Origin of the sequence: Amphibacillus cookii (assembly GCF_016908375.1) — a bacterium.
GTDB lineage: Bacteria > Bacillota > Bacilli > Bacillales > Amphibacillaceae > Amphibacillus_C > Amphibacillus_C cookii.
Genome location: NZ_JAFBDS010000002.1, coordinates 178,737 through 204,051 on the forward strand (window position 1 = coordinate 178,737; position 25,315 = coordinate 204,051).

General features: G+C 37.2%; 28 protein-coding genes. All 28 read left to right on the forward strand.

The annotated features are described in order from the left end of the window. The first annotated feature begins 49 nt into the window (after positions 1 to 49). The 28 genes from rpsP (at position 50) to flgG (ending at position 25,299) form a co-directional block, all read left to right on the forward strand. Positions 50 to 322 (forward strand): 30S ribosomal protein S16, encoded by a 273-nt coding sequence (gene rpsP / locus JOE23_RS03920; RefSeq protein WP_204435992.1) that lies wholly within the window; start codon positions 50 to 52, stop codon positions 320 to 322. A 14-nt stretch (positions 323 to 336) separates the two neighbouring features. After that, the gene (locus JOE23_RS03925) at positions 337 to 564 is read left to right on the forward strand and encodes a KH domain-containing protein (protein WP_204435993.1); all 228 of its coding nucleotides are present in this window, start codon (positions 337 to 339) and stop codon (positions 562 to 564) included. A gap of 204 nt (positions 565 to 768) precedes the next feature. Beyond that, positions 769 to 1,284 carry a ribosome maturation factor RimM gene (gene rimM / locus JOE23_RS03930; RefSeq protein ID WP_204435994.1) on the forward strand — a complete coding sequence of 172 codons (516 nt, stop codon included), beginning with the start codon at positions 769 to 771 and terminating at the stop codon, positions 1,282 to 1,284. Continuing rightward, positions 1,284 to 2,006 carry a tRNA (guanosine(37)-N1)-methyltransferase TrmD gene (trmD, locus tag JOE23_RS03935; protein ID WP_204435995.1) on the forward strand — a complete coding sequence of 241 codons (723 nt, stop codon included), beginning with the start codon at positions 1,284 to 1,286 and terminating at the stop codon, positions 2,004 to 2,006. Before rimM ends, trmD begins: the two co-directional genes overlap by 1 nt. A 141-nt stretch (positions 2,007 to 2,147) precedes the next feature. Further along, on the forward strand, positions 2,148 to 2,492 hold the full coding sequence (rplS, locus tag JOE23_RS03940; protein ID WP_204435996.1) for a 50S ribosomal protein L19: 345 nt from the start codon (positions 2,148 to 2,150) through the stop codon (positions 2,490 to 2,492). A gap of 238 nt (positions 2,493 to 2,730) precedes the next feature. Beyond that, complete coding sequence (gene ylqF / locus JOE23_RS03945) at positions 2,731 to 3,585, forward strand: ribosome biogenesis GTPase YlqF (protein WP_204435997.1); 855 nt, start codon at positions 2,731 to 2,733, stop codon at positions 3,583 to 3,585. Positions 3,586 to 3,724: 139 nt separating this feature from the next. Further along, on the forward strand, positions 3,725 to 4,492 hold the full coding sequence (locus JOE23_RS03950; protein ID WP_204435998.1) for a ribonuclease HII: 768 nt from the start codon (positions 3,725 to 3,727) through the stop codon (positions 4,490 to 4,492). A gap of 15 nt (positions 4,493 to 4,507) precedes the next feature. Continuing rightward, positions 4,508 to 6,259, forward strand: coding sequence for a hypothetical protein (locus tag JOE23_RS03955; protein WP_204435999.1), 1,752 nt, complete (start codon positions 4,508 to 4,510; stop codon positions 6,257 to 6,259). After that, positions 6,256 to 6,537: an EscU/YscU/HrcU family type III secretion system export apparatus switch protein gene (locus JOE23_RS03960; RefSeq protein WP_204436000.1), complete on the forward strand. Its 282-nt coding sequence runs from the start codon at positions 6,256 to 6,258 to the stop codon at positions 6,535 to 6,537. Before JOE23_RS03955 ends, JOE23_RS03960 begins: the two co-directional genes overlap by 4 nt. Before the next feature lie 366 nt (positions 6,538 to 6,903). Further along, a complete protein-coding gene (dprA, locus tag JOE23_RS03965) occupies positions 6,904 to 7,833 on the forward strand; it encodes a DNA-processing protein DprA (RefSeq protein WP_204436001.1) in 930 nt (309 codons plus the stop codon). 108 nt (positions 7,834 to 7,941) lie between these two features. Then, positions 7,942 to 10,020 (forward strand): type I DNA topoisomerase, encoded by a 2,079-nt coding sequence (topA, locus tag JOE23_RS03970; protein WP_204436002.1) that lies wholly within the window; start codon positions 7,942 to 7,944, stop codon positions 10,018 to 10,020. Positions 10,021 to 10,738: 718 nt separating this feature from the next. Beyond that, positions 10,739 to 11,650 carry a tyrosine recombinase XerC gene (xerC, locus tag JOE23_RS03975; RefSeq protein WP_204436003.1) on the forward strand — a complete coding sequence of 304 codons (912 nt, stop codon included), beginning with the start codon at positions 10,739 to 10,741 and terminating at the stop codon, positions 11,648 to 11,650. Between the two features lie 20 nt (positions 11,651 to 11,670). Beyond that, positions 11,671 to 12,216 carry an ATP-dependent protease subunit HslV gene (gene hslV / locus JOE23_RS03980; RefSeq protein ID WP_204436004.1) on the forward strand — a complete coding sequence of 182 codons (546 nt, stop codon included), beginning with the start codon at positions 11,671 to 11,673 and terminating at the stop codon, positions 12,214 to 12,216. Between the two features lie 21 nt (positions 12,217 to 12,237). Beyond that, a complete protein-coding gene (gene hslU, locus JOE23_RS03985) occupies positions 12,238 to 13,638 on the forward strand; it encodes an ATP-dependent protease ATPase subunit HslU (protein WP_204436005.1) in 1,401 nt (466 codons plus the stop codon). Positions 13,639 to 13,666: 28 nt separating this feature from the next. Beyond that, positions 13,667 to 14,452, forward strand: a complete 786-nt coding sequence (codY, locus tag JOE23_RS03990; RefSeq protein WP_204436006.1) for a GTP-sensing pleiotropic transcriptional regulator CodY — start codon at positions 13,667 to 13,669, stop codon at positions 14,450 to 14,452. An 805-nt stretch (positions 14,453 to 15,257) separates the two neighbouring features. Beyond that, positions 15,258 to 15,650, forward strand: coding sequence for a flagellar basal body rod protein FlgB (flgB, locus tag JOE23_RS03995; RefSeq protein ID WP_204436007.1), 393 nt, complete (start codon positions 15,258 to 15,260; stop codon positions 15,648 to 15,650). Positions 15,651 to 15,652: 2 nt separating this feature from the next. After that, on the forward strand, positions 15,653 to 16,111 hold the full coding sequence (flgC, locus tag JOE23_RS04000) for a flagellar basal body rod protein FlgC (RefSeq protein WP_204436008.1): 459 nt from the start codon (positions 15,653 to 15,655) through the stop codon (positions 16,109 to 16,111). 20 nt (positions 16,112 to 16,131) lie between these two features. Continuing rightward, positions 16,132 to 16,437, forward strand: coding sequence for a flagellar hook-basal body complex protein FliE (fliE, locus tag JOE23_RS04005; RefSeq protein WP_204436009.1), 306 nt, complete (start codon positions 16,132 to 16,134; stop codon positions 16,435 to 16,437). Between the two features lie 44 nt (positions 16,438 to 16,481). Continuing rightward, positions 16,482 to 18,080: a flagellar basal-body MS-ring/collar protein FliF gene (gene fliF / locus JOE23_RS04010; RefSeq protein WP_204436010.1), complete on the forward strand. Its 1,599-nt coding sequence runs from the start codon at positions 16,482 to 16,484 to the stop codon at positions 18,078 to 18,080. 13 nt (positions 18,081 to 18,093) lie between these two features. Next, a complete protein-coding gene (gene fliG / locus JOE23_RS04015; protein ID WP_204436011.1) occupies positions 18,094 to 19,107 on the forward strand; it encodes a flagellar motor switch protein FliG in 1,014 nt (337 codons plus the stop codon). After that, entirely contained in the window at positions 19,100 to 19,861 is a 762-nt protein-coding gene (gene fliH, locus JOE23_RS04020) for a flagellar assembly protein FliH (protein WP_204436012.1), read from the forward strand. The genes fliG and fliH overlap by 8 nt, the downstream gene beginning before the upstream one ends. Continuing rightward, entirely contained in the window at positions 19,848 to 21,161 is a 1,314-nt protein-coding gene (gene fliI / locus JOE23_RS04025) for a flagellar protein export ATPase FliI (RefSeq protein ID WP_204436013.1), read from the forward strand. Before fliH ends, fliI begins: the two co-directional genes overlap by 14 nt. Further along, positions 21,161 to 21,607, forward strand: a complete 447-nt coding sequence (fliJ, locus tag JOE23_RS04030; RefSeq protein WP_204436014.1) for a flagellar export protein FliJ — start codon at positions 21,161 to 21,163, stop codon at positions 21,605 to 21,607. Before fliI ends, fliJ begins: the two co-directional genes overlap by 1 nt. A 5-nt stretch (positions 21,608 to 21,612) precedes the next feature. After that, the gene (locus JOE23_RS04035; protein ID WP_204436015.1) at positions 21,613 to 22,197 is read left to right on the forward strand and encodes a MotE family protein; all 585 of its coding nucleotides are present in this window, start codon (positions 21,613 to 21,615) and stop codon (positions 22,195 to 22,197) included. Between the two features lie 23 nt (positions 22,198 to 22,220). After that, positions 22,221 to 23,528 carry a flagellar hook-length control protein FliK gene (locus JOE23_RS04040; RefSeq protein WP_204436016.1) on the forward strand — a complete coding sequence of 436 codons (1,308 nt, stop codon included), beginning with the start codon at positions 22,221 to 22,223 and terminating at the stop codon, positions 23,526 to 23,528. 3 nt (positions 23,529 to 23,531) lie between these two features. Then, complete coding sequence (gene flgD / locus JOE23_RS04045) at positions 23,532 to 23,981, forward strand: flagellar hook assembly protein FlgD (RefSeq protein WP_204436017.1); 450 nt, start codon at positions 23,532 to 23,534, stop codon at positions 23,979 to 23,981. A 10-nt stretch (positions 23,982 to 23,991) separates the two neighbouring features. Next, positions 23,992 to 24,366, forward strand: a complete 375-nt coding sequence (locus tag JOE23_RS04050; RefSeq protein ID WP_204436018.1) for a TIGR02530 family flagellar biosynthesis protein — start codon at positions 23,992 to 23,994, stop codon at positions 24,364 to 24,366. Between the two features lie 75 nt (positions 24,367 to 24,441). Then, complete coding sequence (gene flgG / locus JOE23_RS04055; RefSeq protein WP_204436019.1) at positions 24,442 to 25,299, forward strand: flagellar basal body rod protein FlgG; 858 nt, start codon at positions 24,442 to 24,444, stop codon at positions 25,297 to 25,299. Positions 25,300 to 25,315 lie beyond the last annotated feature (16 nt).

Here is a 25,315-nt window from a genome sequence, read left to right on the forward strand (position 1 = left end):
TGATAAAATCTAAACTTGTGTAAAACATTTAGTAATGGAGGTGCGAAACATGGCAGTTAAAATTCGTTTAAAGCGGATGGGATCTAAACGTAACCCATTTTATCGTGTGGTTGTAGCTGACGCACGTGCTCCACGTGACGGGCGTATTATCGAACAAATTGGCACATACAATCCGGTCGTTGATCCGGTTGAAGTGAAATTAGATGAAGAAAAAGCATTAAACTGGATGTCTAATGGCGCGAAGCCTAGTGATACAGTTCGTAATTTATTCTCTAAAGAAGGCATCATGAAGAAATTCCACGACCAGAAAAACCAAAAATAAGGTGGCGTGATAACATGGAAGCCTTAATAACCACAATTGTTCAACCATTTGTTGATTACCCTGAAGATGTTCAGGTAGCAGTTAAAGAAGAAGCGAATAAAGTCGTTTATCATTTAACGGTTCATCCTGAAGATGTTGGTAAGGTGATCGGCAAGAATGGTAGAATTGCTAAGTCAATTCGAACAGTCGTGTATGCCGCGTGTACAGATACAAAGAAACGTGTCTATCTTGACATTATGTAAGTCATTAACAGGGGAAGGGGAGCCTTTCCCTGTTTTCTGTATAAAGAAACGTGTCCGTTAATAAAAAGACATAAGCTTAATTATCCATTTCAATATTCACTTAAAAGTGGATAAGAAGTTGATTTGACAAACCATCCCGTTCAAAACTTAACAAGTAGCACCATAACAAAGAATCGTCAATTATTTGCAAAAGCAGGTGAAAAGATGACAACATTTTTTAACGTAGGTAAAATAGTCAATACTCATGGCATTAAAGGCGAGGTTAAAGTCGTACGCATTACTGATTTTGAAGATCGGTTTAATGAAGGTAATACCTTATACTTATTTTTAAAGGATACTCAAGAACCAATCAAGCTAACCGTTAAACAACATCGTAAACATAAGCAATTTGATATGCTATTGTTTGAAGGTTATCCATCGATTAATCATGTTGAACATTTCAAAGAAGGTATGTTAAAAGTCCATAAAGATGATCAGTCCGCACTTGATGACGATAGCTATTATTATCATGAAATTATTGGCTGCCACGTCTATACAGTCGACGACGAATATATTGGAGAAATTAATGAAATTTTATCACCAGGAGCAAACGATGTTTGGGTGATAAAAAGAGAGGGCGAAAAGGATCTATTAATCCCTTATATTACTCCCGTTGTTAAAGAGGTAGATGTTGTTGAGAAGAAAATTGTCATTCAACCAATGGAAGGATTACTGTCATGATGAAAATTGACATCTTAACTTTGTTTCCCGATATGTTTGAAGGGGTATTGAATGCTTCGATAATGAAAAAAGCCCAAGAGCAAGAGGCATTTCAATATCGTACGATTGATTTCCGCCAGTATACGACCAATAAGCATCAAAAAGTTGATGATTATCCATATGGTGGAGGCGCTGGTATGGTATTAATGCCACAGCCGATATTTTCAGCGATTGATGATATTGAAATCAATCCATCTAAACCACCTCGCATCATTTTAATGTGCCCTCAAGGTGAGCAGCATACACAACGAAAAGCTGAAGAGTTAGCTCAAGAAGACCATTTGATTTTTATTTGTGGTCATTATGAAGGATATGACGAACGAATTCGTGAACATTTGGTTACCGATGAAATATCTATAGGGGATTTTGTATTGACAGGCGGAGAATTAGGAGCAATGGTGGTGATTGATAGTGTCGTACGTCTCTTACCAGATGCCTTAGGAAATATAGATTCTGCAAAAGAAGACTCTTTTTCCACTGGTTTGCTTGAACACCCACATTATACAAGACCGGCAGAGTTTAGAGGTTATCAAGTTCCTGATATATTAAGATCAGGTCATCATGAGAAAATAGCAGAATGGCGAAAAAAACAATCATTAATCCGTACGAAGCATAGACGTCCAGATTTGCTAAATAATTATCCGCTATCTGAAAAAGAAAAGAATTGGCTAGGTGATCAATAAAACGGTTGTTTGATCTTGAATAGCCCTTTTTTTTGTGTTATATTATTAGTTGTGCTTAAGTGAATACTTATGCAAGAAAACAATGTTCCGCTGTCATGAACTTATCGGATATGAGCATTAGTTAAGAAGGAGTGTATAGACATGCAACAATTAATCGCAGACATTACTAAAGATCAGTTGCGTACAGACAGACCAAACTTTCGTCCTGGTGATACGGTCAAAGTTCACGTTAAAGTAGTCGAAGGTACACGTGAGCGTATTCAGGTATTTGAAGGTGTAGTCATTAAGCGCCAAAATGGTGGTATTAGTGAAACATTCACTGTACGTAAGATTTCTTATGGTGTTGGTGTTGAACGTACTTTCCCAGTTCATTCACCACGCGTAGATAAGATTGAAGTAACGCGTCGCGGACGTGTTCGTCGCGCTAAACTTTACTACTTGCGTCAGTTACGTGGTAAAGCAGCACGTATTAAAGAAATTCGCTAATTTGAAAGTTGAAAGAAGCTTGAAGATTCAAGCTTCTTTTTTCTACGTTAGGAAATGATAAAACGAATCTTCAATCAGTGGGTGGTTTCGTCCTATCACACTGATTGGTAGCTGAGTGAAAACTTTTAAAGTACCAAGTATAAGAAAAGCTATTCGATTCGCTAAAGGCGGCCTAAGTTATAACAAAGATGCTATCGAAACTCAATTTGCAGGAATTGTAATTTAGTGGGGTGATAATATGACGATTCAGTGGTTTCCTGGCCATATGGCTAAAGCCAGAAGAGAAGTACAAGAGAAATTAAAATTAGTTGATTTTGTCATTGAATTAGTTGACGCTCGTGCACCTCAAGCATCACAGAATCCAATGCTTCATCAAGTCCTACAACAAAAACCAAAAATACAAGTGTTAATGAAAAAAGACTTGGCTGATGCTAGCATAACTAAAGCATGGTTACTTGAGATCAAAGCAAAAGGTAATCGAGCGATTGCTGTTGATGTTCAGAAAAAAGAAGATATTCAACATGTGATTGAAGTTGCTAAAGAAATGATAGTGGATAAGATGACGCGTTTACAGAAAAAAGGCGTTCGTCCCCGTCCCGGAAGAGCAATGATTATCGGGATTCCTAATGTAGGAAAATCAACCTTAATTAATCGCTTAGCACATAAAAAAATAACTAAAACAGGTGATCGTCCAGGTGTCACCACCGCTCAACAGTGGATAAAAGTTAAAAAAGATTTTGAATTATTAGACACACCCGGAATATTGTGGCCTAAATTTGAGGATGAAGTCGTTGGCTATCAACTAGCAGCCTTAGGCACCATAAAGGATCAACTGTTATCTTTAGAAGATATAGCCAGCTATCTTTTGCAACATATGAATCGTTTCTATCCTGATTTGTTGGCAGAAAGGTATCAACTCGAAGGTACAAGAGCGGATGTCGTAAAAATGTTTGAACATATTGGTCAATTGCGAGGCGCACTTACAACAGGAGGAACTGTTGATATCGATAAAACAGCTGAATTAATCATTAGAGATTTTCGTTCGGGTAAGATAGGATCAATATCTTTAGAGCGACCAAGCGAAGGTATTTAGAAACTAGAAACGCAAGCGGGATCTCACCTATCCCACTTGTGTTTTTGTATTTCATAAAAGAACAGCAATTCAATTAGCGACTTCAAGATGGTTTGATTTGGTCGATATATAAATTAAATTAAAGCAAGAGGTGTGGATATTGGTTGATCGGACAATAAAAGAAATAAAAGCATTATTACAGACAAAGAAGATAAGTGATGCCTTATTAAAATCATTAGAGGCTGATCAACGCCAAGGTGTAAAACAAGCGGTAACAAGCTATAAAAAAATGCTAGAAAAAGAAGCGAAGTTGCAGGAACAGTGGCAATTTATGCAAGAGTATGAACGTTACTACCATGATAAAGGAAAACATTATATTGCCGGTGTCGATGAAGTCGGGAGAGGACCATTAGCGGGTCCAGTGGTGGCTGCGGCTGTTATTTTACCAGCGACGTGTCAATTAGTTGGATTAACAGATTCAAAGAAGCTTTCAAAGAAAAAACGTGAATATTTTGCAAAACAGATACAGGAACAAGCCATTAGTATCGGTATTGGTCGTGTTGATAATGAAGTGATTGATCAAATTAATATATATCAAGCGTCACTGTTGGCTATGGAACAAGCTATTAAGCAACTTTCACCAGAACCAGACCAATTATTAATTGATGCGGTTTCTTTACCTCGTTTATCGATTGATCAAGCCCCAATTATTAAAGGTGATCAAAAAAGTATTTCAATAGCAGCTGCGAGTATTATAGCGAAAGTAACAAGGGATAAAATCATGCTAGACTACCATCTTAGCTATCCCGATTATCAATTTGATAAAAATCAAGGGTATGGTACTCGTGCACATTTAAACGGTATCGATCAGCATGGGATCACTGCTATTCATCGTCAATCATTTGCTCCTGTTCGAGACTATATTTAAGGAGGTATAACGATTATGGACTCAAGGCTTTCTACTATTTCTTCTTATGTCCAATCAGCAGAGAAATCGCAGAACTCAAATAGTTTAGTGCTTCGCCAAGGGCAGGTTATGTTAGGTAAGATAACAAAGTTGCTTCCGAATCAAGTGGCGACTGTTCAGTTAGGAAATCATGAAGTGACGGCTAAACTTGAGACTGCATTATCGATAGGGAAGGCCTATTTATTTGAAGTCGTCTCCATTGATGATATACCTCAGCTAAAAGTAGTACCAACGCCTGTCACTGAATCGAATCTGTCTGATCAAATTGTAGCATTGTTAAGCAAGCTTGGCTATACAGATGCAAAAGAAATGCAATCGTTTTTGCAAGATCTTATGACCCAGCAAACCCCATATAAATTGCAAGATTTAAGTGAAGCGCTGTCCATCATAAAGCAATATCCGAGTGAGCAGACGAAAGCAGTACTGACAGACATGCTAAAAAAGCAGGTTCCTGTAACAGAAGAAACATTTCAGGCTGTAAAGGCAACTGCAGCTGATTCGATCGAAAGTCAGTTAACAAAGGTATTTCAAACGTTGAATCAGCAAACATCACTTAATCATGCTGAAAAACAATTATTATCTGAGCTTTCTATTTTACTTAATAAAAATGTCTCGGAAATTGGACAGACAAGTGATCAACAACAAGTCAATTTATCAGCTAACCATACCAATAAATTAACCAACACGACCTTGCTACGTTCAGATAGTGGGGAACAAGTAGTAGGAGATTCAGGAAAACAAATAGCAAATCAAGATAATTTTTTATCGGATTTTAACAAGCAATTACCTTTAAGTAATAAATTAATTTACCAATTTCAAAAGGCTCTATCATTGATTTCTAGTGATCACCCAGACTTATCTGATCAGGGTTTACAGCAATTAGGGAAGTTATTAAACGATAAGATAAATTTCACAAAGATAACGGCGCATTTAAATAGTGAAGTTACGACTCAATTAGAGGCATTTGTTGAAGACCCCACGAGGCAGCAATTTTTAAAACTAGCTGAACCGTTAGAACAACTGTTTCAAGCTCAATATCGACCTAGTGATCAACCTGAACGCTTTCACTTATTAAATCAATTTACGAATGTGTCTAAGGATCTATTTTCAACACGTGATTTATTTCTTATTAAAATGAAAGATTATTTCAAAAATAGTGGGCTTGATTATGAATATAATATTCATAATCAAATAACACGTGATGAGGGGAGTTCAACACAGCTAAAGCAATTATTACTTCAGGTGATAAATAGTCAATCAAGTTCTATTCGAGAAATAGAAAGTGCATTAAATACGTTTACAGGACATCAATTATCCCTTGTAAATGAAGATGCAAGTTTTATTCATATTTCTACTCAAATTCCAGGAATGTTTGGTGTTAATGAAGATATCGGCCTAGAATTCTATAGTAAAAAGGATGAAAATGAAAAGTTAGACCCTAATTATTGTCGAATCGCTTTTTATCTTGAATTAGACCAACTCGGCACGACTATGATTGATATGAATGTTCAAAATCGTTTTGTACAGATGACTGTCTATAATCATGAAGATATATCTAAAAACTTACACGTTTATAAACCAACATTAAAAGAAGGATTAGATAAATTAGGTTATACATTAGCTACGGTTCATTATAAACCTTTTCCAGATGATCCTTCAGAACTGTCAATACGGACTGAAATCACTAAACAAGCCCATCAAGCGAGTCGTTTGGATGTGAGAATTTGAAGAAGGATAATCATTATAAAAAAGCAGTTGCGCTCCAATATAGTCAAGAGAAGAAAACCGCACCAGTTGTAAAGGCAACAGGAAAAGGCTATGTTGCGGAAGAAATTTTGAAGCGAGCAAAACAGGCAGATGTTCCTGTTCAGCAAGACAAAAGCCTCGTTGAGGTGCTAGCTGAACTAAATATAAATGACCGGATACCAGAGGAATTATATCAGGCGGTAGCAGAGGTTTTTGCTTATATATATCAAATTGACAAAAGCAAAAATGATGATAAATAAAAAGGCGCCCCCCCTCAAAAAAGAAGTGGTGCTTGCCTCTTCTTTGAGAGTTGCAGTTTATCCAGACCTTAAATCAGTAAATAATCCTGTTTATTATTTTATAAAACGAACCTTCAATCAGTAGGTGTTTTCGTTCTTCTCCCACGGATTGGACGTTGAGTGGATCAGGAGATTAGCGTCCGTTATCTCCCACCTTAATAGATGAGCTCTACTCTCTATTTTGAGGCGGGCGTTTTACGGACGTTTATCTGAGATAAATGGTGTAATGGTTCAACTTCCATCCAACTTATGTAAATTATATATAGACAAGCGGTTTAAGATTCAATAAACTATAAGATAAGTATAAATAATAAGGAGTGTCTAATATTGAATGATCCACGCTGTCGTTTGATTTACCTTGCCCAAAATCCACAGTTATCCCGCCCGCTTCTCCTTACCTTTTTGAAAGAAGACCGCACACTAGAACCCCTCTTCAGCGCTTCCATTAAAGACTTAGTTAATAAATATCAGTTGTCTACTACAAAAGCACAGACGTTACACCGTTATATTAAAGACAAAGATAACTTCGATCGTTTGCTAACTCGATTGTCACGCTTTAAGATATGGACGATCCTTGATCCTGATTTTCCCCTAGTGTTAACTTTAATTCCTGACCCACCAGTTGTGTTATATGGTTTAGGGCAGACTTGTTTAATAGACCAAATGCCATCACTAGCTGTTGTTGGTACCCGTCACCCATCGAAATTAGCTAAAAAACATATGTATCAATTATTAAAGCCGTTGGTTGATAAGGATTGGGTGCTAGTTAGTGGGATGGCCTACGGGATTGATGGTTATGCCCACCGATTAGCTGATTATTATGGTGGAAAAACAATAGCTGTTCTTGCTGGAGGATTAGAGTATCCCTATCCACCTGGCCATTTAAATCTCTATCATCGGCTGATCGAAAATCAGTTAGTTATTTCTGAATATCCGCCGTTTGATAAACCGAAACGCTATCAATTTCCTGAACGAAATCGGTTAATAAGTGGCCTAACCTTTGCGACGCTAGTCATTGAAGCCAAACATAAAAGTGGCTCTTTAATTACCGCGGATCAAGCCTTAGAGCAAGGGAAAGATGTTTTTGCTGTCCCTGGAGCGATTAGTCAATCACAATCGCAAGGGTGTCATGAATTAATTCAAAACGGCGCAAAATTAGTTCAAAATACCCATGATATATTACAAGAATGGGAATTATTTAGACGAAAATGGTGTCGAATGATGTTGGAAAGCAATCAAAATCCCGCTATGGGATAAAATTTATTTACTGATAAATTTGACAAATACTTAAAAAGTATTTAATAATAGTGAAGATTTATTTCATATCGTTTCAATTAAATAGAAAACCTCTTGGGAGGGAAAATGATGGCAGATTATTTAGTAATTGTTGAATCACCAGCTAAAGCAAAAACAATTGAACGCTATTTAGGCAAAAAGTATAAAGTGAAAGCTTCGATGGGACATATTCGTGATTTACCTAAAAGTCAGATGGGGGTAGATGTAGAGGACGATTACACACCGAAGTATATAACCATTAGAGGAAAAGGCCCTGTTTTAAAAGAATTAAAAACAGCAGCGAAAAAAGTAAAAAAAGTATACTTAGCAGCTGACCCCGATCGCGAAGGAGAAGCGATCGCTTGGCATTTGGCGCATAGCTTAGAGATTGATGATCAATCTGATTGTCGTGTTGTTTTTAATGAGATCACTAAAGATGCTATAAAAGATTCTTTTAAACATCCACGTCGTATTAATATGGATTTAGTAGATGCTCAACAAGGTCGTCGAATTTTAGATCGTTTAGTCGGCTATAATATTAGTCCGTTACTTTGGAAAAAAGTTAAGAAAGGACTAAGTGCTGGGCGAGTTCAATCGGTCGCTGTGAAGATGATTATAGACCGAGAAAAGGAAATTGAGGATTTTAAGCCTGAAGAATATTGGTCGATTGATGGTCAATTTTTAAAAGAGGCGGATCAATTTGAAGGATCATTTCACAGTTTAGACGGAAAGAAAGTCGATTTGCCCAATAAAGATGAAGTCGATCGTATTTTAAGTCGACTATCAAATCAATCTTTTACAGTTGATCAAGTAAAGAAGAAAGAACGTAGAAGAAATCCGGCTTTACCTTTTACGACTTCCTCATTACAGCAAGAGGCGGCTAGAAAGCTGAATTTTCGGGCAAGAAAAACAATGATGGTTGCTCAGCAATTGTATGAAGGTATTGATTTAGGTAAAAAAGAAGGTGGAATTACAGGTTTAATTACCTATATGAGAACGGATTCCACGCGATTATCAGAAACAGCACAATCTGAAGGTAGAAACTATATTACGGAACAATATGGTGAATCGTTTTTAGGAACAGCAAGGAAAAATAAAAATTCTGAAAAGGCCCAAGACGCACACGAGGCTGTCCGACCAACATCGGCCTTTCGCGATCCGAGCTCGTTAAAACCGATTTTATCTCGAGATCAGTATCGACTATATAAATTGATTTGGGATCGATTTATTGCAAGTTTAATGGCGCCAGCGATCATGGACACCATGACGGTCCATTTAGTACAAAATGGTGTACAGTTTCGAGCTACCGGATCGAAAATAAAATTCAAAGGTTTTATGAAAGTTTATATTGAGGGTAATGATGATAATAAAAAAGAGACAGACAAATTATTACCAGCTTTAGAAGAAGGCATGGTCGTTAAAGCTGAGAAAATAGTGCCAAATCAACACTTTACACAGCCACCTCCAAGGTATACAGAAGCACGTTTGGTAAAAACAATGGAGGAGAAGGGGATCGGAAGACCTTCAACCTACGCTCCTACTTTAGATACAATCCAACGAAGGGGCTATGTAACTTTAGATAACAAAAGGTTTATCCCAACTGAACTTGGTCAAATCGTTATTGAACTCGTGATTGAATTTTTCCCGGAAATTATTGATTTAGACTTTACCGCGAAGATGGAAGACGACTTAGATGCTATTGAAGAAGGAAAGACCAATTGGGTAGAAATTATCGACCACTTCTACCAAGAGTTCGAAAAGCGTTTAGAGAAGGCTGAAAAAGAAATGGAAAAAGTTGAAATAAAAGATGAGCCTGCTGGTGAAGACTGTGAGAAATGTGGTCATGAAATGGTTTATAAAATGGGGCGTTATGGGAAGTTTATGGCATGTTCAAATTTCCCGGATTGTCGTAACACAAAGCCGATTTTAAAAGAGATAGGCGTTGAATGCCCCAAATGCAAGAAAGGGCAGATCGTCGAACGCAAGTCGAAAAAGCGGCGAACGTTTTATGGCTGTGATCAATATCCAGACTGTGATTTTCTGTCTTGGGATAAACCTATTTCACGTCCATGTCCTAAGTGTAATGAAATGCTTGTAGAGAAAAAAGTCAAGAAAGGGATGCAAATCCAGTGTTCATCTTGTGATTATAAAGAAGAACCACAAAAGTAATTGAAATAGAACTGTGCAATTGGGGTCGGTACCCTTTTGTGCAGTTTTTATTTGGTTGTATACTATTTGACGTTAGTGAAGGGAATTCCCCATTTCATGCGTTTGTGAAATGGGGGGGTAGACTTTCGTTAACGTCATTTCTATTTCTCTAACTATAGAAATGGGTTCAGTCATCCAGTGATTCGCTTTCCGCAGGCACGGCTTCAGCTCGTGCTATTCCTGCAGGAGTCTCATCACTTCCTGACCGAACCCGTATGAATTTACATGTAGATAGACATTCAAATTAAGTTAAGATCTATTGAATCGAAATCAGCCCAAAATGCACCTAACCAATCAAACATTCAAGCAGCATAATCCGACTTGAATATTTGTGAAATTCATCTATAAAATTGACGGCAAAATTCTCACCAACGTCATTTGACAAAGAACCTTTTATTTTATTGTTTTATTTTAAGATAGAAAAATTAAGTAGATAGATGAAATTTAAAGTGGGGCATTACTTGTACGCTACTTTAAAGGTGACTAGGTTTATTTGTTGACATAGACAAATAATAACGATATACTTTCCTGTTGGTAAGTATATTCGCTTGACATGTATTGATTATGCTAAAATCACAATCAAGAAAGGATTCAGAACTTTATCATAATTCGGTAAATGAGTTGCGTTAATTTCCATAATATGATACGGTTTAATCGCCTACTATAATGAGGTGAAATAGTGACAATATATGATTCGATTGAAAAACAATTTTCTTTGTATTTACAAATTGAAAAGAATGCTTCACCAAATACATTAATAAATTATAAACAAGATTTAAATAATTTTTTTCAATTTTTACACAAAGAACAAATGAATGGATTAAACGAGGTAGATGATCGTGTTGTACGACTCTTTTTAACTTATTTATATGATCAAAAGCTTAGTCGAAAAAGTGTTGCACGTAAGATTTCAAGTTTGAGAACGTTTTACCGATATTTAGAACGTGAAGAGATTGTAGAAAACAACCCGTTTTTGACAATAGCTTTACCTAAAGCGGAACAATCATTACCTCACTTTCTTTATAAAGAAGAGTTAGCGCAGCTTTTTATGGCTAGTGATTTGTCATCGCCATTGGGACAACGAAATCAAGCGCTACTAGAATTAATGTATGCTACAGGTATCCGTGTCAGTGAGTGCCAACGTTTAACTATTGATGCACTCGATTTCTCTTTACAAACCGTCCTTGTCTATGGGAAGGGGAGGAAAGAGCGTTATGTTCCGTTTGGGACTTTTGCAGCTACAGCATTGCAACAATACATATCCGAAGGCAGAAAGCAATTATTAACTAAAAGCAACCTAGATAGCTCGGCTATTTTTTTAAATGCTAAAGGAACACCGCTAACGGATAGAGGTATCCGTTTTATTTTAAATAAGATCGTTGAAGATGCTGCATTAACCATTCATATTCATCCACACGCTCTGCGTCATACGTTTGCTACGCATCTATTAAATGAAGGGGCTGATTTGAGAAGCGTGCAAGAGCTGTTAGGTCATGACCATCTTTCGTCAACCCAAATATATACCCATGTGACGAAAGATCGCTTAAAAGAAGTTTATATGAAAAATCACCCTCGAGCAAAGAAACGATAATTAAGTAATGAGGTGAATGTATGGAAACACAATTTCATGCGACAACAATTTTTGCTACTCACCATCAGGGCAAATGTGCGATGAGTGGGGATGGCCAAGTTACTATGGGAAACGCCGTTGTTATGAAACATAAGGCCAAGAAAGTCCGAAAGCTGTTTAGAGGTCAAGTTCTTGCTGGATTTGCAGGTTCTGTGGCTGATGCCTTCACCCTATTTGAAAAATTCGAAGCAAAACTGGAAGCGTTTAATGGCAATTTAGAACGATCTGCGGTTGAGCTTGCTAAAGAATGGCGTAGTGATAAAACACTCCGTAAGTTAGAAGCGATGTTAATCGTTATGAACAAAGAAACGCTTTTGTTGGTATCAGGGACCGGTGAAGTTATTGAACCTGATGATGGTATATTGGCGATTGGTTCAGGGGGACAGTATGCTTTAGCAGCTGGTAGGGCATTAAAGCGTTACAGTCCGGATAAAACAGCAGCTGAAATTGCTAGAGCAGCTTTAGAAATAGCCGGTGAAATTTGTGTGTTTACGAATGATCAAATAGTTTTAGAAACACTCGATTAAGTCGTATTGGAGGTGGAGGGGTTGAAAGCAGATCTTTCACCCAAAGAAATTGTTAAAGAATTAGATCGATATATTATTGGGCAGAAACAAGCTAAGAAGTCTGTTGCTATCGCCTTAAGAAATCGAGTCAGACGAATGAAATTAGAAGAAAAAATGAGAGATGAAATTGTCCCCAAAAACATCTTGATGATTGGACCTACAGGTGTTGGTAAAACGGAAATTGCAAGGCGACTTGCTAAATTGGTTGGTGCCCCTTTTGTTAAGGTGGAGGCAACAAAATTTACTGAAGTCGGTTATGTCGGACGTGATGTTGAATCGATGATTAGAGATCTAGTTGAAATGGCGATTCGAATGGTTAAACAAGAAAAGATGAAAGAAGTCCAGTTAAAAGCTGAGGAGCAGGCAAACGAAAAGCTAGTAAAATTACTTGTTCCAATAGTAAAGAAGCAGCAGAACCATATAAAAAACCCATTTGAAGTCTTCTTTCCACAAAACGATCAAGGTGAAGACAGTGACGATCAGTCGCAAGTAGATGAGGAAAAGCTTCAAAAAAGGAAGCAACTCGCCCACCAGCTTGCTCTTGGTGAACTTGAAGATACCATGGTGACGATTGAAGTAGAAGAGCAACAAAACAACACGATGTTTGATATGATGCAAGGATCAGGCATGGAGCAAATGGGTATTAACATGCAAGATATGTTTGGGCAATTTATGCCGAGGAAAACAAAGAAACGAAAATTGCCGGTGAGTGAAGCACGCAAAGTATTATCACAGCAAGAAGCACAAAAGTTAATTGATATGGATGAAGTTGCGCAGATTGCCTTAGATCGCGTTGAGCAATCTGGGATGGTGTTTATTGATGAAATAGATAAAGTAGCGGGTAAAAGTGATCATCAAACAAATGTATCTCGTGAAGGGGTTCAGCGTGATATTTTGCCGATTATCGAAGGTTCAACCATTGTAACGAAGTATGGTGCGGTGAAGACAGATCATATTTTATTTATAGCAGCAGGAGCTTTTCATATGGCGAAGCCTTCTGATTTAATCCCTGAACTTCAAGGACGTTTTCCAATTAGAGTCGAATTAGAGAAGTTATCCGTTGATGATTTCAAACGTATATTAATGGAGCCATCGAATGCCTTACTTAAACAATATCAGGCCTTATTAAAAACAGAAGACGTTCAAGTCGATTTCACTGACGAAGCCATTGTAAGAATAGCAGAAGTGGCCTTTCAAGTTAACCAAGAGACAGATAATATTGGAGCGAGAAGACTTCATACGATACTGGAAAAGTTATTAGAAGATCTATCGTTTGAAGCTAATGATATTACCATGCCATCAATTGAGATTACACCACAGTATGTAGACGAAAAGTTAAGTTCAATTGCAAAAAATAAAGATTTAAGTCAATATATATTATAGCTATAGTTATCACGAATGGAGGAATAACATGGAGTTATTAGATCGTGCAAGAAAAATAAATTCAATTTTACAAGGGACCACAAGTAAATCTGTAAACTTTAATGAAATGGCAGTCACATTGCAGGAGATTATGGCTGCTAACATATTTGTTGTAAGCCGAAGAGGCAAACTACTTGGTTTTTCAATTAATCAACAGATAGAGAATGCACGAATGAAAGCAATGCTAGAGGAAAGGCAATTTCCAGAAGCCTACACAGAAAGTTTGTTTAACATTCAGGATACGACTTCAAATATTGATATAGATAGCCCATATACGGCCTTTCCAATAGAGAATAAGGATTTATTTAAAGATGGGTTAACAACGATTGTCCCTATTATTGGTGGAGGAGAACGGTTAGGAACTTTAATTCTTAGTCGTTTAAATGCAGACTTTAACAATGATGATTTGTTATTAGCAGAGTACGGTGCTACAGTAGTGGGTATGGAGATTCTACATGAAAAAACGGAAGCAATAGAGAAAGAAGCACGGTCTAAAGCTGTTGTTCAAATGGCGATTAGCTCGCTCTCTTATAGTGAACTCGAGGCTATTGAGCATATATTTGCTGAACTAGATGGCAAAGAAGGATTGTTAGTAGCAAGTAAAATTGCTGATCGGGTAGGGATTACACGTTCGGTAATCGTTAATGCCCTTAGGAAGCTTGAAAGTGCTGGTGTTATTGAATCTCGATCATTGGGCATGAAAGGAACATATATTAAAGTATTAAACAGTAAATTTCTTATGGAATTACAAAAATTAAAGACAAATAATGATTAAAAAGACTTTGCATGAGAATTCATGCAAGTCTTTTTTTTAGTTTTTAAAAAACATAAACAAAAGAGATGGTGTCAATTAAAATTACACAACTAAATTTGATAGCAAATGATAAGTTCTTAAATTGGCATTGCGACAATAGCAATGCCGTTTTTGGGTGTTATAAAGGTTAAGGTACTCATCTTTAAATGAACATTTTAAAAGCTTGTAACAACAAATAAAACTTATAACTTCGTTGGGAGCTAATCATGCATGGATAATAGTTATAGATTCATCTACAAAACACGACAATATCGGACAATAACACTAAGTATTTTTTTCTAGGAAACAAGTTCCATATAATCGGCTTACTCATTCAAGAATGGTTGAATTTATCAAGTAAATACACTGCTATACCCAAGTATTTACTTGAAACCGTTATTATATAGGACATTTTGATCAAAAAAACAAAAATGATTCATAGGTCCTATTAATAATGAATAATAGTCAACAGTTGGAAGTAAGCTGTGTCCTTTGTTTCACTAAACATTTTTAAATTCAGTATAGATTTTTGCTGCGGAATATTGAGTAAAGGCCCATATGACAAGAAGTTTGTGTGATAATAATCATATGTAATTCATTAATACAATCAGAGCTCCGATTCCAAACTAATTGAAAAGATTTAGTACGATAGTATCAAATTGCATGAAATAGGTCTGTAACTTTAGTCAGAATATCTCAAAACAGCGTAGACAGGTGCATTGTTTTACAATACAATGACAATTAGATTACGAAAAAAATGTAGAAGAACAGTAAAGGAGGTTGCTTTATGTCAATATTTGGAGCTTCAGTCAACAATATTCAACACGGTTTAGATTACGCAATGGCAAAAAACCAAACGATAAACAATAATATTGCGAACGTTGACACTGCCAATTATAAAGCTAAAGATGTTCAGTTTAAAAGTCTACTAGAGCAACAAACAGCGGAAAACTTCCAAGCGAAGCGAACTCATCCTCAGCACATAGACTTCGGTAATGCTTCACAAGGATTTCGCGTAACTACTAATCAGAATACCCAATATAATCATAATGGGAACAATGTTGATATTGACAAAGAAATGACAGAGTTAGCAAATAACCAAATTTACTATCAAGCGCTCATTGATCGGTTAAACGGCGATTTTGGTAACTTACAAAATGTTATACGTGGAGGGCGTTAATTATGAGTATATTTAACGGGATAAATACCAGTGGATCAGCGTTGACTGCTCAACGACTCAGAATGGACACGATCTCTTCAAATATTGCCAATGCTGAAACAACTCGTGCAACGATTAACGAAGATGGGGAATTCGAGCCTTATCGGAGAAAAACAGTTAGCTTTCAAGAACAAGGTCAGTCTTTTGCTAATCAACTTAGTAGAGTGCGTGGTCGTCAAGGAAATGCTGGTAGTAATGGAGTGAAAGTGGCTTCAATTAACGAGGACGAAGAACCCTTTGTCATGGTTTATAATCCGTCACATCCAGACGCTAATGATGAAGGCTATGTAGAAATGCCAAATGTTGATCCTTTGCAAGAGATGGTCGACTTAATGAGTTCTACGCGTTCATATGAGGCAAATGTAACAGCACTAAATGCCAATAAAGGAATGCTAATGAAAGCACTTGAGATTGGTAGATAATAAAGAGAGGGTGACTGATAATGAGTGTTAATCTTCAATTTTTACAATCAATCCAACCAACGACGCGTATGCATACAAACGAAGAGGTTGATCGTTCCGCATCACAACAACAATTTTCAAATCAACTAAAAGAAGCGATTAATCAGTTGAATCAATCACAAGTTGAGACAGATATAAAAACGGAAATGCTAGTCAATGGTGAAATAGATGACTTACATGATGTGATGATTACAGCACAAAAATCGACAATGTCTATGAGTTTAGCCGTTGAGGTGCAAAGCAAAGTTATAGATGCCTACAACGAAATGATGCGTATGCAAATTTAAATTAAAGCACTTCACTTGAAGGTTGTTTGGTATGGAGGCACATAATGAAAGAGAAAATGAATGAATACAGGATCAAAACAATTGAATTATGGAACTCAAGGACGAGAAAGCAAAAAGGTTTAATCATATCATCAATTCTATTATTTTTCTTAATTGTTATCGGTGGTAGTTTCTTAGCAACGCGTTCCACTATGGTTCCACTATATAATAATCTTTCTGTACAAGAGGCAGGGCAAATCAAGGAAGAATTAGATGCTCGAGGGATTCAAAACGAAGTCAGTGACTCCGGAACAACGATACATGTTCCAGAAGGCATGGCGGACAGCCTAATTGTTGATTTAGCTGCACAAGGTATCCCTAATAGCGGCAGTATCGATTACTCATTTTTTAGTCAAAACACTTCTTGGGGTGTTACGGATAATGAATTCGATATTATGAGACTTGATGCTATGCAAACGGAGTTAGGAAATTTGATTACGGGTATTACAGGTGTTGAACAGGCAAATGTTATGATCAGTTTGCCCCAACAACAAGTCTTCGTTAGTGATGCTCAAGAAGAAGGCTCTGCTTCGATCGTCTTAACGATCGCACCTGGTTACCAGTTTGAAGCTGATCAAATTAATGGACTCTACCATCTTATATCTAAATCTGTACCTAACCTGTCTCCTGATAATATCGTCATAATGGATCAAAACTTTAATTATTATGACCTTGATCAAGGGAATCAGTTTTCTAGTGGCGATATCTATGCTAATCAACAGGAAATCAAACGTGATATCGAACGTGATATTCAACGTCGTGTTCAACAAATGTTAGGTACAATGATTGGTGGCGATAAGGTCGTCGTTTCAGTGACAACAGATATTGATTTTACACAAGAAGAACGGATTGAACAATTAGTTGAACCTGTTGATGAAGAAGAAATTGAAGGCCTACCTGTTAGTATTGAAACCATTCACGAAACTTACTCTGGTGAAGGGGCTTTCGCTGGCGAAGTCGGCGCAGGAGAAGAAGATATTATGAATTATCCTGCTGGAGAAGCAGGAGAAGGTGACTATGAGCTAATCCAGGAATCGATCAATTATGAATTTAATAGAATTCAAAGAGATATTAACGAGAGCCCTTATAAAATTAGAGATTTAGGTATTCAAGTTGCTGTTGATAACCGTAGCCATGTATTAAATGATGAAGGTGAACCAGAATTGCTAACAGCTGCAGAACAAGCTGAAGTAGAGGAAGGGATCGCTTCAATATTAGATTCAATAATTTCAACATCAGTAGATGCGAGTTATGGAGAGATTGATCCAACTCAAAATACCTCCATTGTTTTCCAAGAGTTTACTGGATTAGATATAACACAACAACCAACGACAACGGGGATACCTATTTGGGTCTATATTATTGGAGGTATTTTACTTGTAGCAGTGATTGCACTTATCGTTTTGTTGGTTCGTAAGCGTAGGAATCAAGAAGATGAGTTTGCTTATACAGAAGAACTTGAAGAACAATCTAATGAAGTTCCAGAGATTGAAGAGCCTGAAGCAACTGAAGGTGCAATAAAGAAAAAACAACTCGAAAAAATGGCGAAAGACAAACCAGACGATTTTGCCAAATTACTTCGATCTTGGATTTCAGAGGAATAGGGGGAGAAGCTTGATGGCTAGGCCAAACCAAAAACTTACCGGACGCCAAAAAGCAGCAATTCTGCTTATTTCACTGGGTCCCGATGTATCAGCACAAGTATATAAACATTTAACTGAAGAAGAGATTGAAAAGTTAACATTGGAGATTTCTTCAGTGAAAAAAGTAGAAACAGAACAGAAAGAAGAAATTCTTGAGCAATTTCACCAAATAGCATTGGCCCAAGATTATATTACGCAAGGTGGTATTGGCTATGCTAAAACAGTACTGGAGAAGGCTGTTGGAAATGAAGAAGCCCAAAATATCATTTCAAGGTTAACCTCATCACTGCAAGTGAAGCCATTTGACTTTGCTCGAAAAGCAGATCCTGGACAAATATTGAACTTTATTCAAAGTGAGCATCCACAAACAATTGCGCTAATTTTGTCGTATTTAGACAATGAGCAAGCGGGGCAAATTCTTTCTGAATTACCTCAAGAGATGCAAGCTGACATCGCAAAGAGGATTGCTATTATGGATTCTACTTCTCCAGAAATCATCTATGAAGTAGAACAAATCCTAGAGCGAAAGCTCTCTGCAACGGTTACACAAGATTATACACAAACTGGCGGTATTCCAGCAGTTGTAGAAGTGTTAAATGGTGTGGATCGAAGTACAGAACGAACGATATTAGATGCTCTTGAGATTCAAGATCCAGAATTAGCTGAAGAAATCCGCAAGCGTATGTTTGTCTTTGAAGATATTGTTACGCTTGATAATAGAGCTATTCAACGCGTTATTCGAGAAGTTGAGAATGATGACCTACGTCTTGCGCTGAAAGTGGCTAGTGAAGATGTTCAGGAAATTGTATTTAGCAACATGTCCTCACGAATGGCAGAAACCTTTAAAGAAGAAATGGAATTCATGGGTCCTGTTCGTTTACGTGATGTAGAAGAAGCGCAAACGCGAATTGTTGCAGCTATTCGCCGTCTAGAAGAGGTTGGCGAAATTGTCATCGCTCGTGGTGGAGGAGATGATGTTATTGTCTAACAAGCAACATAACACTCCACAAAGGAAAAAAGTTATTGGATTAAAACCAATTGTATTCCCTAGTCAAGAAATTGATCAAGAAGATGATCAAGCGAAGCAAGTAGAGAATTTAGTTGATCAAGTTGAATCAGCAAAACAGCAGCTAGCAGATATTCAACACGAGATGGATCAGAAAAAAAAACAAACAGAAGAACAAATAGCTCAAGCGCAAGAACGTTGGCTATCAGAAAAACAAATATTGATAGAAGAAGCAAAAAAGACCGGTTTTGAAGAGGGATTTCAACAAGGTGAAGAAAAGGCAGAACAAACGTTTAAAGATAAATTAATGCTCGCTGATCAAATAATAGCAACGGCAGAAAAAGAACGGGTTGCTATTATTGATCAAGGTGAACCGGTCATTTTAACTTTAGCAATGAAAGTGGCAAGTAAAATTATTGGTTATGAAGTAAGGGAAAATGATGCATTTATCAACATGGTTAAAGAAGCTATTCAAGACGCTCAAAACCAGCCCTCTGTTAAGGTACAAACGAGTACCAATCAATTTGAGTTTGTAAGGGATCGAAAGGAACAATTAATGTCCGTGCTTGAACCAGATGTTAGTTTGACTATTTATCCGTCAGATAAACTGAACGATGGTGATTGTATTATTGAAACACCATATTCGCGATTAGATGTTTCAATTGATCAGCAGTTGAATAAGATACGTACCGGTTTAATGGAGCTAATGGAGGAGATCAACCGTGGACATCAATAGCTATATTGAGACAATTGATCATATAGATTCGTATAGACGCTATGGGAAAATTAAGAGAGTCGTGGGTCTTATGATCGAATCGATTGGCCCAGCTGTTAATATAGGTAATGTTTGCTATATTCATTCAACAAACGGTGATCAAATCATGGCAGAAGTCGTTGGATTTAATGATGAGAATGTCCTATTGATGCCATATGGTCAAATGACAGATGTTGGCCCTGGTAGTTTAGTAGAGGCGACGAACAAGCCACTTATGATAAAAGTAGGTAGACCGCTAGTTGGAAGTGTCGTTAATGCATTAGGGATGCCATTAGACCAGTCGCAATTACCATTAGGGTTGCATTATGTCAATACAGAACAGATGCCCCCCAATCCTTTGATGCGGCCACGTATAACCGAACCAATAGAACTGGGCGTTAGATCAATTGACACATTATTAACTGTTGGTAAAGGACAAAGGGTAGGTATTTTTGCTGGTAGTGGTGTAGGTAAAAGTACATTGTTAGGGATGATTGCCCGAAACAGCGAAGCAGATATTAATGTCATCGCATTAATTGGAGAACGAGGACGTGAAGTTAGAGAATTTATTGAAAAAGACTTAGGTACTGAAGGCTTAAAACGCTCCATCGTAGTCGTGGCTACATCTGATCAGCCTGCTTTAATGAGGATAAAAGGTGCCTATACCGCAACAGCAATTAGTGAATATTTCCGAGATTTAGGTTATAACGTTAACTTAATGATGGACTCTGTAACGCGTGTGGCTATGGCGCAACGTGAGGTAGGTTTAGCAACAGGAGAACCCCCTACAACAAAAGGTTATCCACCATCTGTATTTGCAACACTACCTAAATTACTAGAAAGAACTGGAACCAGCGACCAAGGTACAATTACTGCCTTTTATACCGTATTAGTAGACGGTGATGATTTAAATGACCCAATTGCTGATACGACAAGAGGGATATTGGATGGGCATTTCGTTCTAGATCGTAAACTTGCTGAGCAAGGGCAGTTTCCAGCTATCAACGTTTTAAAATCGATAAGCAGGGTAATGCCGCAAATTACAAATGAAAATGAACAACAATTAGCAACACAAATGCGATCATATCTTTCGACCTATGAAGAAAATTATGAATTGATTCAAATAGGTGCCTATAAAAAAGGAACAAGTAAGGGCGTTGATCAGGCTATTCAATTGCAACCTAAAATCATTTCATTCCTAAAACAACATGTTGATGAAAAATGTTCAAGAATGGAAGCGGTCGATTTGATGAAAACGGTTTTGCATGGGGGAGTTAAATAATGACAACAGTAAAAGCTTTTCATAAAATTCTTAACCACCAAGAACGGTTGAAAAATCAAGCATATCTTGATTACCAAGATGCTGTTAGTGCATTCGAATTAATTGCTGAGCAACTTTATCAACTACTATACAAAAAAGAGCAAGTCGAAAAAGAGTATAACTATTATTTAACATCTTCAGGTACAGTGACAACATTGGCTACACATTATGCCTTTATTGAACAGATTAAGCAGAAAATATATGAAGTGGAAATGGAAGTTAATCGAAAGCGTTCAATCATGGAGCAAAAGCAACAAAAGTTAACAACCGCTCATGTTGAAGTTAAGAAATATGAAAAAATAATTGAGAACAAACAAAAAAGATCAGAATTAAAAGTCAAATATCTTGAAAATCAAACAATGGACGAGCTGTCGTCGAGACAGCATTTCAATTATGGAAATAGGTGAATAAGATGGCGGATCCTTCAACAACTAAAAAAGAAAAGAAAAAAACGAATGTCCTTCAATGGTTATTTCTTATTCTAGTTCCTTTAGTATTAGCTATTGTCATTTTATTCATTGTATTGTCAATGCTTGGTATGGATCCTATTGGGAAAACAAAGGCATTTGCTAACTCGATCCCAGTTGTTAGCAATTGGGTTACAACTGATGAAGAAGCTGAAATTGAACGAAAGCAACGTCAATATGAGAGTAAGATTGAGAGTCTTGAAGAAGAGATAACTGCAATGGAAAGTGATTTGAGTTCAAAAAATTCTGAGATTGATCATTTGAATCAAGAAATTGTCAGATTAACTGCTCAAATTGAAGACTCTATTGAAGAAGACGGTGAAGATGAAACTGAAGTGGAAAATCTAGCAAAGCTTATTGAAAGTTATGATGAGATGAATCCAGCAAACGCAGCTGTGATCTTATCAAATTCATCCAATCAGGTTGCTTTGGCCATTTTACAAGAAATTGATGATGCGCATCGAGCAGATATATTAAGTGCAATGGATCCTGAACAAGCAGCAACATTTACTGAACAATTACTAGATTAATTAACTTGAAAGGAGGTGAAATATTGAATATAAATGCGTTACTTTTTAATCATACGGTTTCTTCTGTTGATCCCATTCGCTCTAAAGTGACAGCGGATCATAAACAAACAAACGTATCATTTGGGCAATTGCTTGGGTCTTCCACCCCCCTGTCGTCTGAAATACTTACAACTAAAGAAGAGTTGGTAGCTGAAGCGTCAGATAGTGATAAATGGAGTGAATTTCTTCAATCTTTGGATGAAGAGGAACTTGATCATCTTTTCGCTTGGTTCCAAGAGAAAACGGGTGAAACGATTACTGATATAGAAGGCCTTGTTGAGGCGGTTAAATTAGTCGAAGAACAGCCTGAAGAAATTGACGATGATCTCGTTAACCAATTTGTTTCCTTATGGGTACCTGAACCACCTGTTTCAAGCCTTCCAACTGAAGTCGATTTGAGCATGATCTTTAGTGGTTTAGAAGGCATAAGTGATCTTACGCTTGATTTCTCTTCGTTAAAGGATTCAATTGAACAATTGATTAGTCATTTTGATGAACTGAACCAGAATGAAGCAAAACAATTACTTGTGTCATTGAAACAATGGACGGAGGTTGCTCAAAGCGATGCGACATTAACAGATCAATTTATTAATGATAATGAGCACAAACCACATTTTAAAGCTTTTCTACATGTACTTAATAATTATCAAAATAAGGAATTATTAAGTCAAAGAACAACGTATCAAGCAGATACGACAGTTACTTCAGAAGACGTTATGAAATGGGTGAAAGCAGCCGTTGCACGTCATAACAATCCTGCTAGTGAGCAATCATCTAACTTCGGAGCGTTATTTAATCAGCAGCAAGGACATACAACGATTGAACAATTGGCTGTTCACTTAAATAGTCAGACAGAAACGGTTGATCAATTATCTGAACAGTTAATGTCTAAGTTAGAACAAGCACTTGAACAAAGCACATTTTTACAAGGGAAAAATGGGACCAACCAGTTGCTTATTAAGTTGGCACCTGAATCCTTGGGGAACATTATGGTTGAGTTAACAGAAATCGATGGGGAAATGTTGGTTAAATTAACAGCATCTTCTCAAATGGCTAAAGAAGCTTTAGAAGCTAACATAAGAGAGCTTCGTCATATGTTTTCACCTCAAAATGTTGTGGTTGAAAAACAAGAGGATTCATCACTAATACTCGAACAACAATCACCACATGATCACTTTAATGATGAGCAAGACGCTCATGAGCATGAACAAGAAGCGATATATCATCAGCAAGATCAACAAGATGAGTCAGAGACAAGCTTCGAAGATATTCTTTTCAATGAAAGGGTGTAAAGCATGACATCAATTGATCCATCGTATTATTTGAAAAATCAACCGAGAAGTACGCCAAGTGGTGAACTAGGTAAAGATGAGTTTTTGAGGATATTAATGGCTCAAATCCAAAATCAAGATCCATTAGACCCAATGGATGATCGAGAGTTTATTGCACAAATGACAACTTTCTCTCAGCTTGAGCAAATGCTTAATATGAATGATTCAATATCAAGATTGGTGGATAACCAAATGATGTCACCTGTGATTCAATATAGTCATTTGATTGGTAAAGAAGTCCAATATTATGCACTAGATGAGGATACAGGTAAAATTATCGAACCAAAGGAACTTGCAACAAGCACAGTCGTTGCCATCAGTGAACGAGAAGGCTACGCTGTTATAGAGTTAGAGAACAATCAAAAAATATATACAGATGAAATTTTACGTATCAATGAACCTTCTGTAGATTAGGGGGGATCAAATGGATCATCGGATTCAACATATACCGAGCCAAGCGTTATTATCAAATACCCGGTCACAACATATAAAGCAAACAGCACAGGGTGACTCATTTAAAGCTTTATTTAACCAAGCGCAATCAACATTAAAGATTAGTAAACATGCACAGGAACGATTAAATGAACGAGATATTGATATCTCAGACGCTAAGTGGCAGGAAATCGCAAACCAAGTATCAGAAGCAAAAAGTAAAGGGATTACCGACTCACTTGTGATTACGGAAGAAGCGACTTTACTTGTTAGCGCAAAAAATAATACTGTTGTAACCGCAATGAACCGTAGTGAGGCGCAAAGTCGGATTTTCAACAATATAAATGGAACCATTATTTTAGATTAGGGCTGGACCGTCATAGGAGGCCGTTGACACTGTCGATTGAAAGAGACAGTAGTCTTTATAAGGAGGAATCGTTTAATGTTACGTTCAATGTACTCAGGTATTGCAGGTATGAAAGGATTTCAAACGCAATTAGACGTGGTTGGTAATAACATTGCTAACGTCAACACCGTAGGCTTTAAAAAAGGGCGTACGACATTTCAAGATATGATGAGTCAAACCGTCTCAGGCGCTTCGGCACCAACCGATATCCGAGGTGGTATTAACGCACAGCAAGTAGGATTAGGCTCTCAAATTGGCTCAATTGATAATATTCATACACAAGGTAACCGTCAAACAACAAACCGTACCCTTGATCTGGCACTTGAAGGCGATGGTATGTTTGTGTTTGGAACGGACTTAGTAGCTGATGGTGATGGAATTGATTTGCAGCAAAGTCAACTGTTATATTCTCGTGCTGGAAACCTTTATTTAGATGATGATGGTTTCATCGTTAACGCAAATGGGCAATATTTAATTGGTCATGATGAGGATGGCAACCCGTCGCCAATTCAGTTGCCTGAAAACATGGGTAGTTTCAGTATTCAAGGTAATGGTGTTGTTAACTATATTGACGAGGCAGAGGAAACACAAATAGCTGGACAAATTATGTTGGCTAGTTTCTCAAATCCGGGTGGTTTAGAGAAAGTCGGTTCAAACATGTATCGCTCAACGGTTAATGATGGCATGATTACAGATGGTGATGTTGTGCAGTTAATTGAACCAGAATCAGATGGTGCAGCAGCAATTGTTTCCGGTGCGCTTGAAATGTCAAATGTTGATTTGGCTGAAGAATTTACCGATATGATTGTCGCACAACGTGGATTCCAAGCCAATACACGAATTATTACAACTTCAGATGAGATTCTGCAAGAATTGGTTAACCTTAAACGATAGATATAGATAGGAGGAG

Excerpts from the sequence above, each read along its gene's own strand:
- rpsP (WP_204435992.1), top strand. The coding sequence starts at position 50 with ATGGCAGTTAAAATTCGTTTAAAGCGGATGGGATCTAAACGTAACCCA.
- JOE23_RS03925 (WP_204435993.1), top strand. The coding sequence starts at position 337 with ATGGAAGCCTTAATAACCACAATTGTTCAACCATTTGTTGATTACCCT.
- rimM (WP_204435994.1), top strand. The coding sequence starts at position 769 with ATGACAACATTTTTTAACGTAGGTAAAATAGTCAATACTCATGGCATT.
- trmD (WP_204435995.1), top strand. The coding sequence starts at position 1,284 with ATGAAAATTGACATCTTAACTTTGTTTCCCGATATGTTTGAAGGGGTA.
- rplS (WP_204435996.1), top strand. The coding sequence starts at position 2,148 with ATGCAACAATTAATCGCAGACATTACTAAAGATCAGTTGCGTACAGAC.
- ylqF (WP_204435997.1), top strand. The coding sequence starts at position 2,731 with ATGACGATTCAGTGGTTTCCTGGCCATATGGCTAAAGCCAGAAGAGAA.
- JOE23_RS03955 (WP_204435999.1), top strand. The coding sequence starts at position 4,508 with ATGGACTCAAGGCTTTCTACTATTTCTTCTTATGTCCAATCAGCAGAG.
- topA (WP_204436002.1), top strand. The coding sequence starts at position 7,942 with ATGGCAGATTATTTAGTAATTGTTGAATCACCAGCTAAAGCAAAAACA.
- hslV (WP_204436004.1), top strand. The coding sequence starts at position 11,671 with ATGGAAACACAATTTCATGCGACAACAATTTTTGCTACTCACCATCAG.
- codY (WP_204436006.1), top strand. The coding sequence starts at position 13,667 with ATGGAGTTATTAGATCGTGCAAGAAAAATAAATTCAATTTTACAAGGG.
- flgB (WP_204436007.1), top strand. The coding sequence starts at position 15,258 with ATGTCAATATTTGGAGCTTCAGTCAACAATATTCAACACGGTTTAGAT.
- flgC (WP_204436008.1), top strand. The coding sequence starts at position 15,653 with ATGAGTATATTTAACGGGATAAATACCAGTGGATCAGCGTTGACTGCT.
- fliE (WP_204436009.1), top strand. The coding sequence starts at position 16,132 with ATGAGTGTTAATCTTCAATTTTTACAATCAATCCAACCAACGACGCGT.
- fliF (WP_204436010.1), top strand. The coding sequence starts at position 16,482 with ATGAAAGAGAAAATGAATGAATACAGGATCAAAACAATTGAATTATGG.
- fliG (WP_204436011.1), top strand. The coding sequence starts at position 18,094 with ATGGCTAGGCCAAACCAAAAACTTACCGGACGCCAAAAAGCAGCAATT.
- fliJ (WP_204436014.1), top strand. The coding sequence starts at position 21,161 with ATGACAACAGTAAAAGCTTTTCATAAAATTCTTAACCACCAAGAACGG.
- JOE23_RS04035 (WP_204436015.1), top strand. The coding sequence starts at position 21,613 with ATGGCGGATCCTTCAACAACTAAAAAAGAAAAGAAAAAAACGAATGTC.
- flgD (WP_204436017.1), top strand. The coding sequence starts at position 23,532 with ATGACATCAATTGATCCATCGTATTATTTGAAAAATCAACCGAGAAGT.
- JOE23_RS04050 (WP_204436018.1), top strand. The coding sequence starts at position 23,992 with ATGGATCATCGGATTCAACATATACCGAGCCAAGCGTTATTATCAAAT.
- flgG (WP_204436019.1), top strand. The coding sequence starts at position 24,442 with ATGTTACGTTCAATGTACTCAGGTATTGCAGGTATGAAAGGATTTCAA.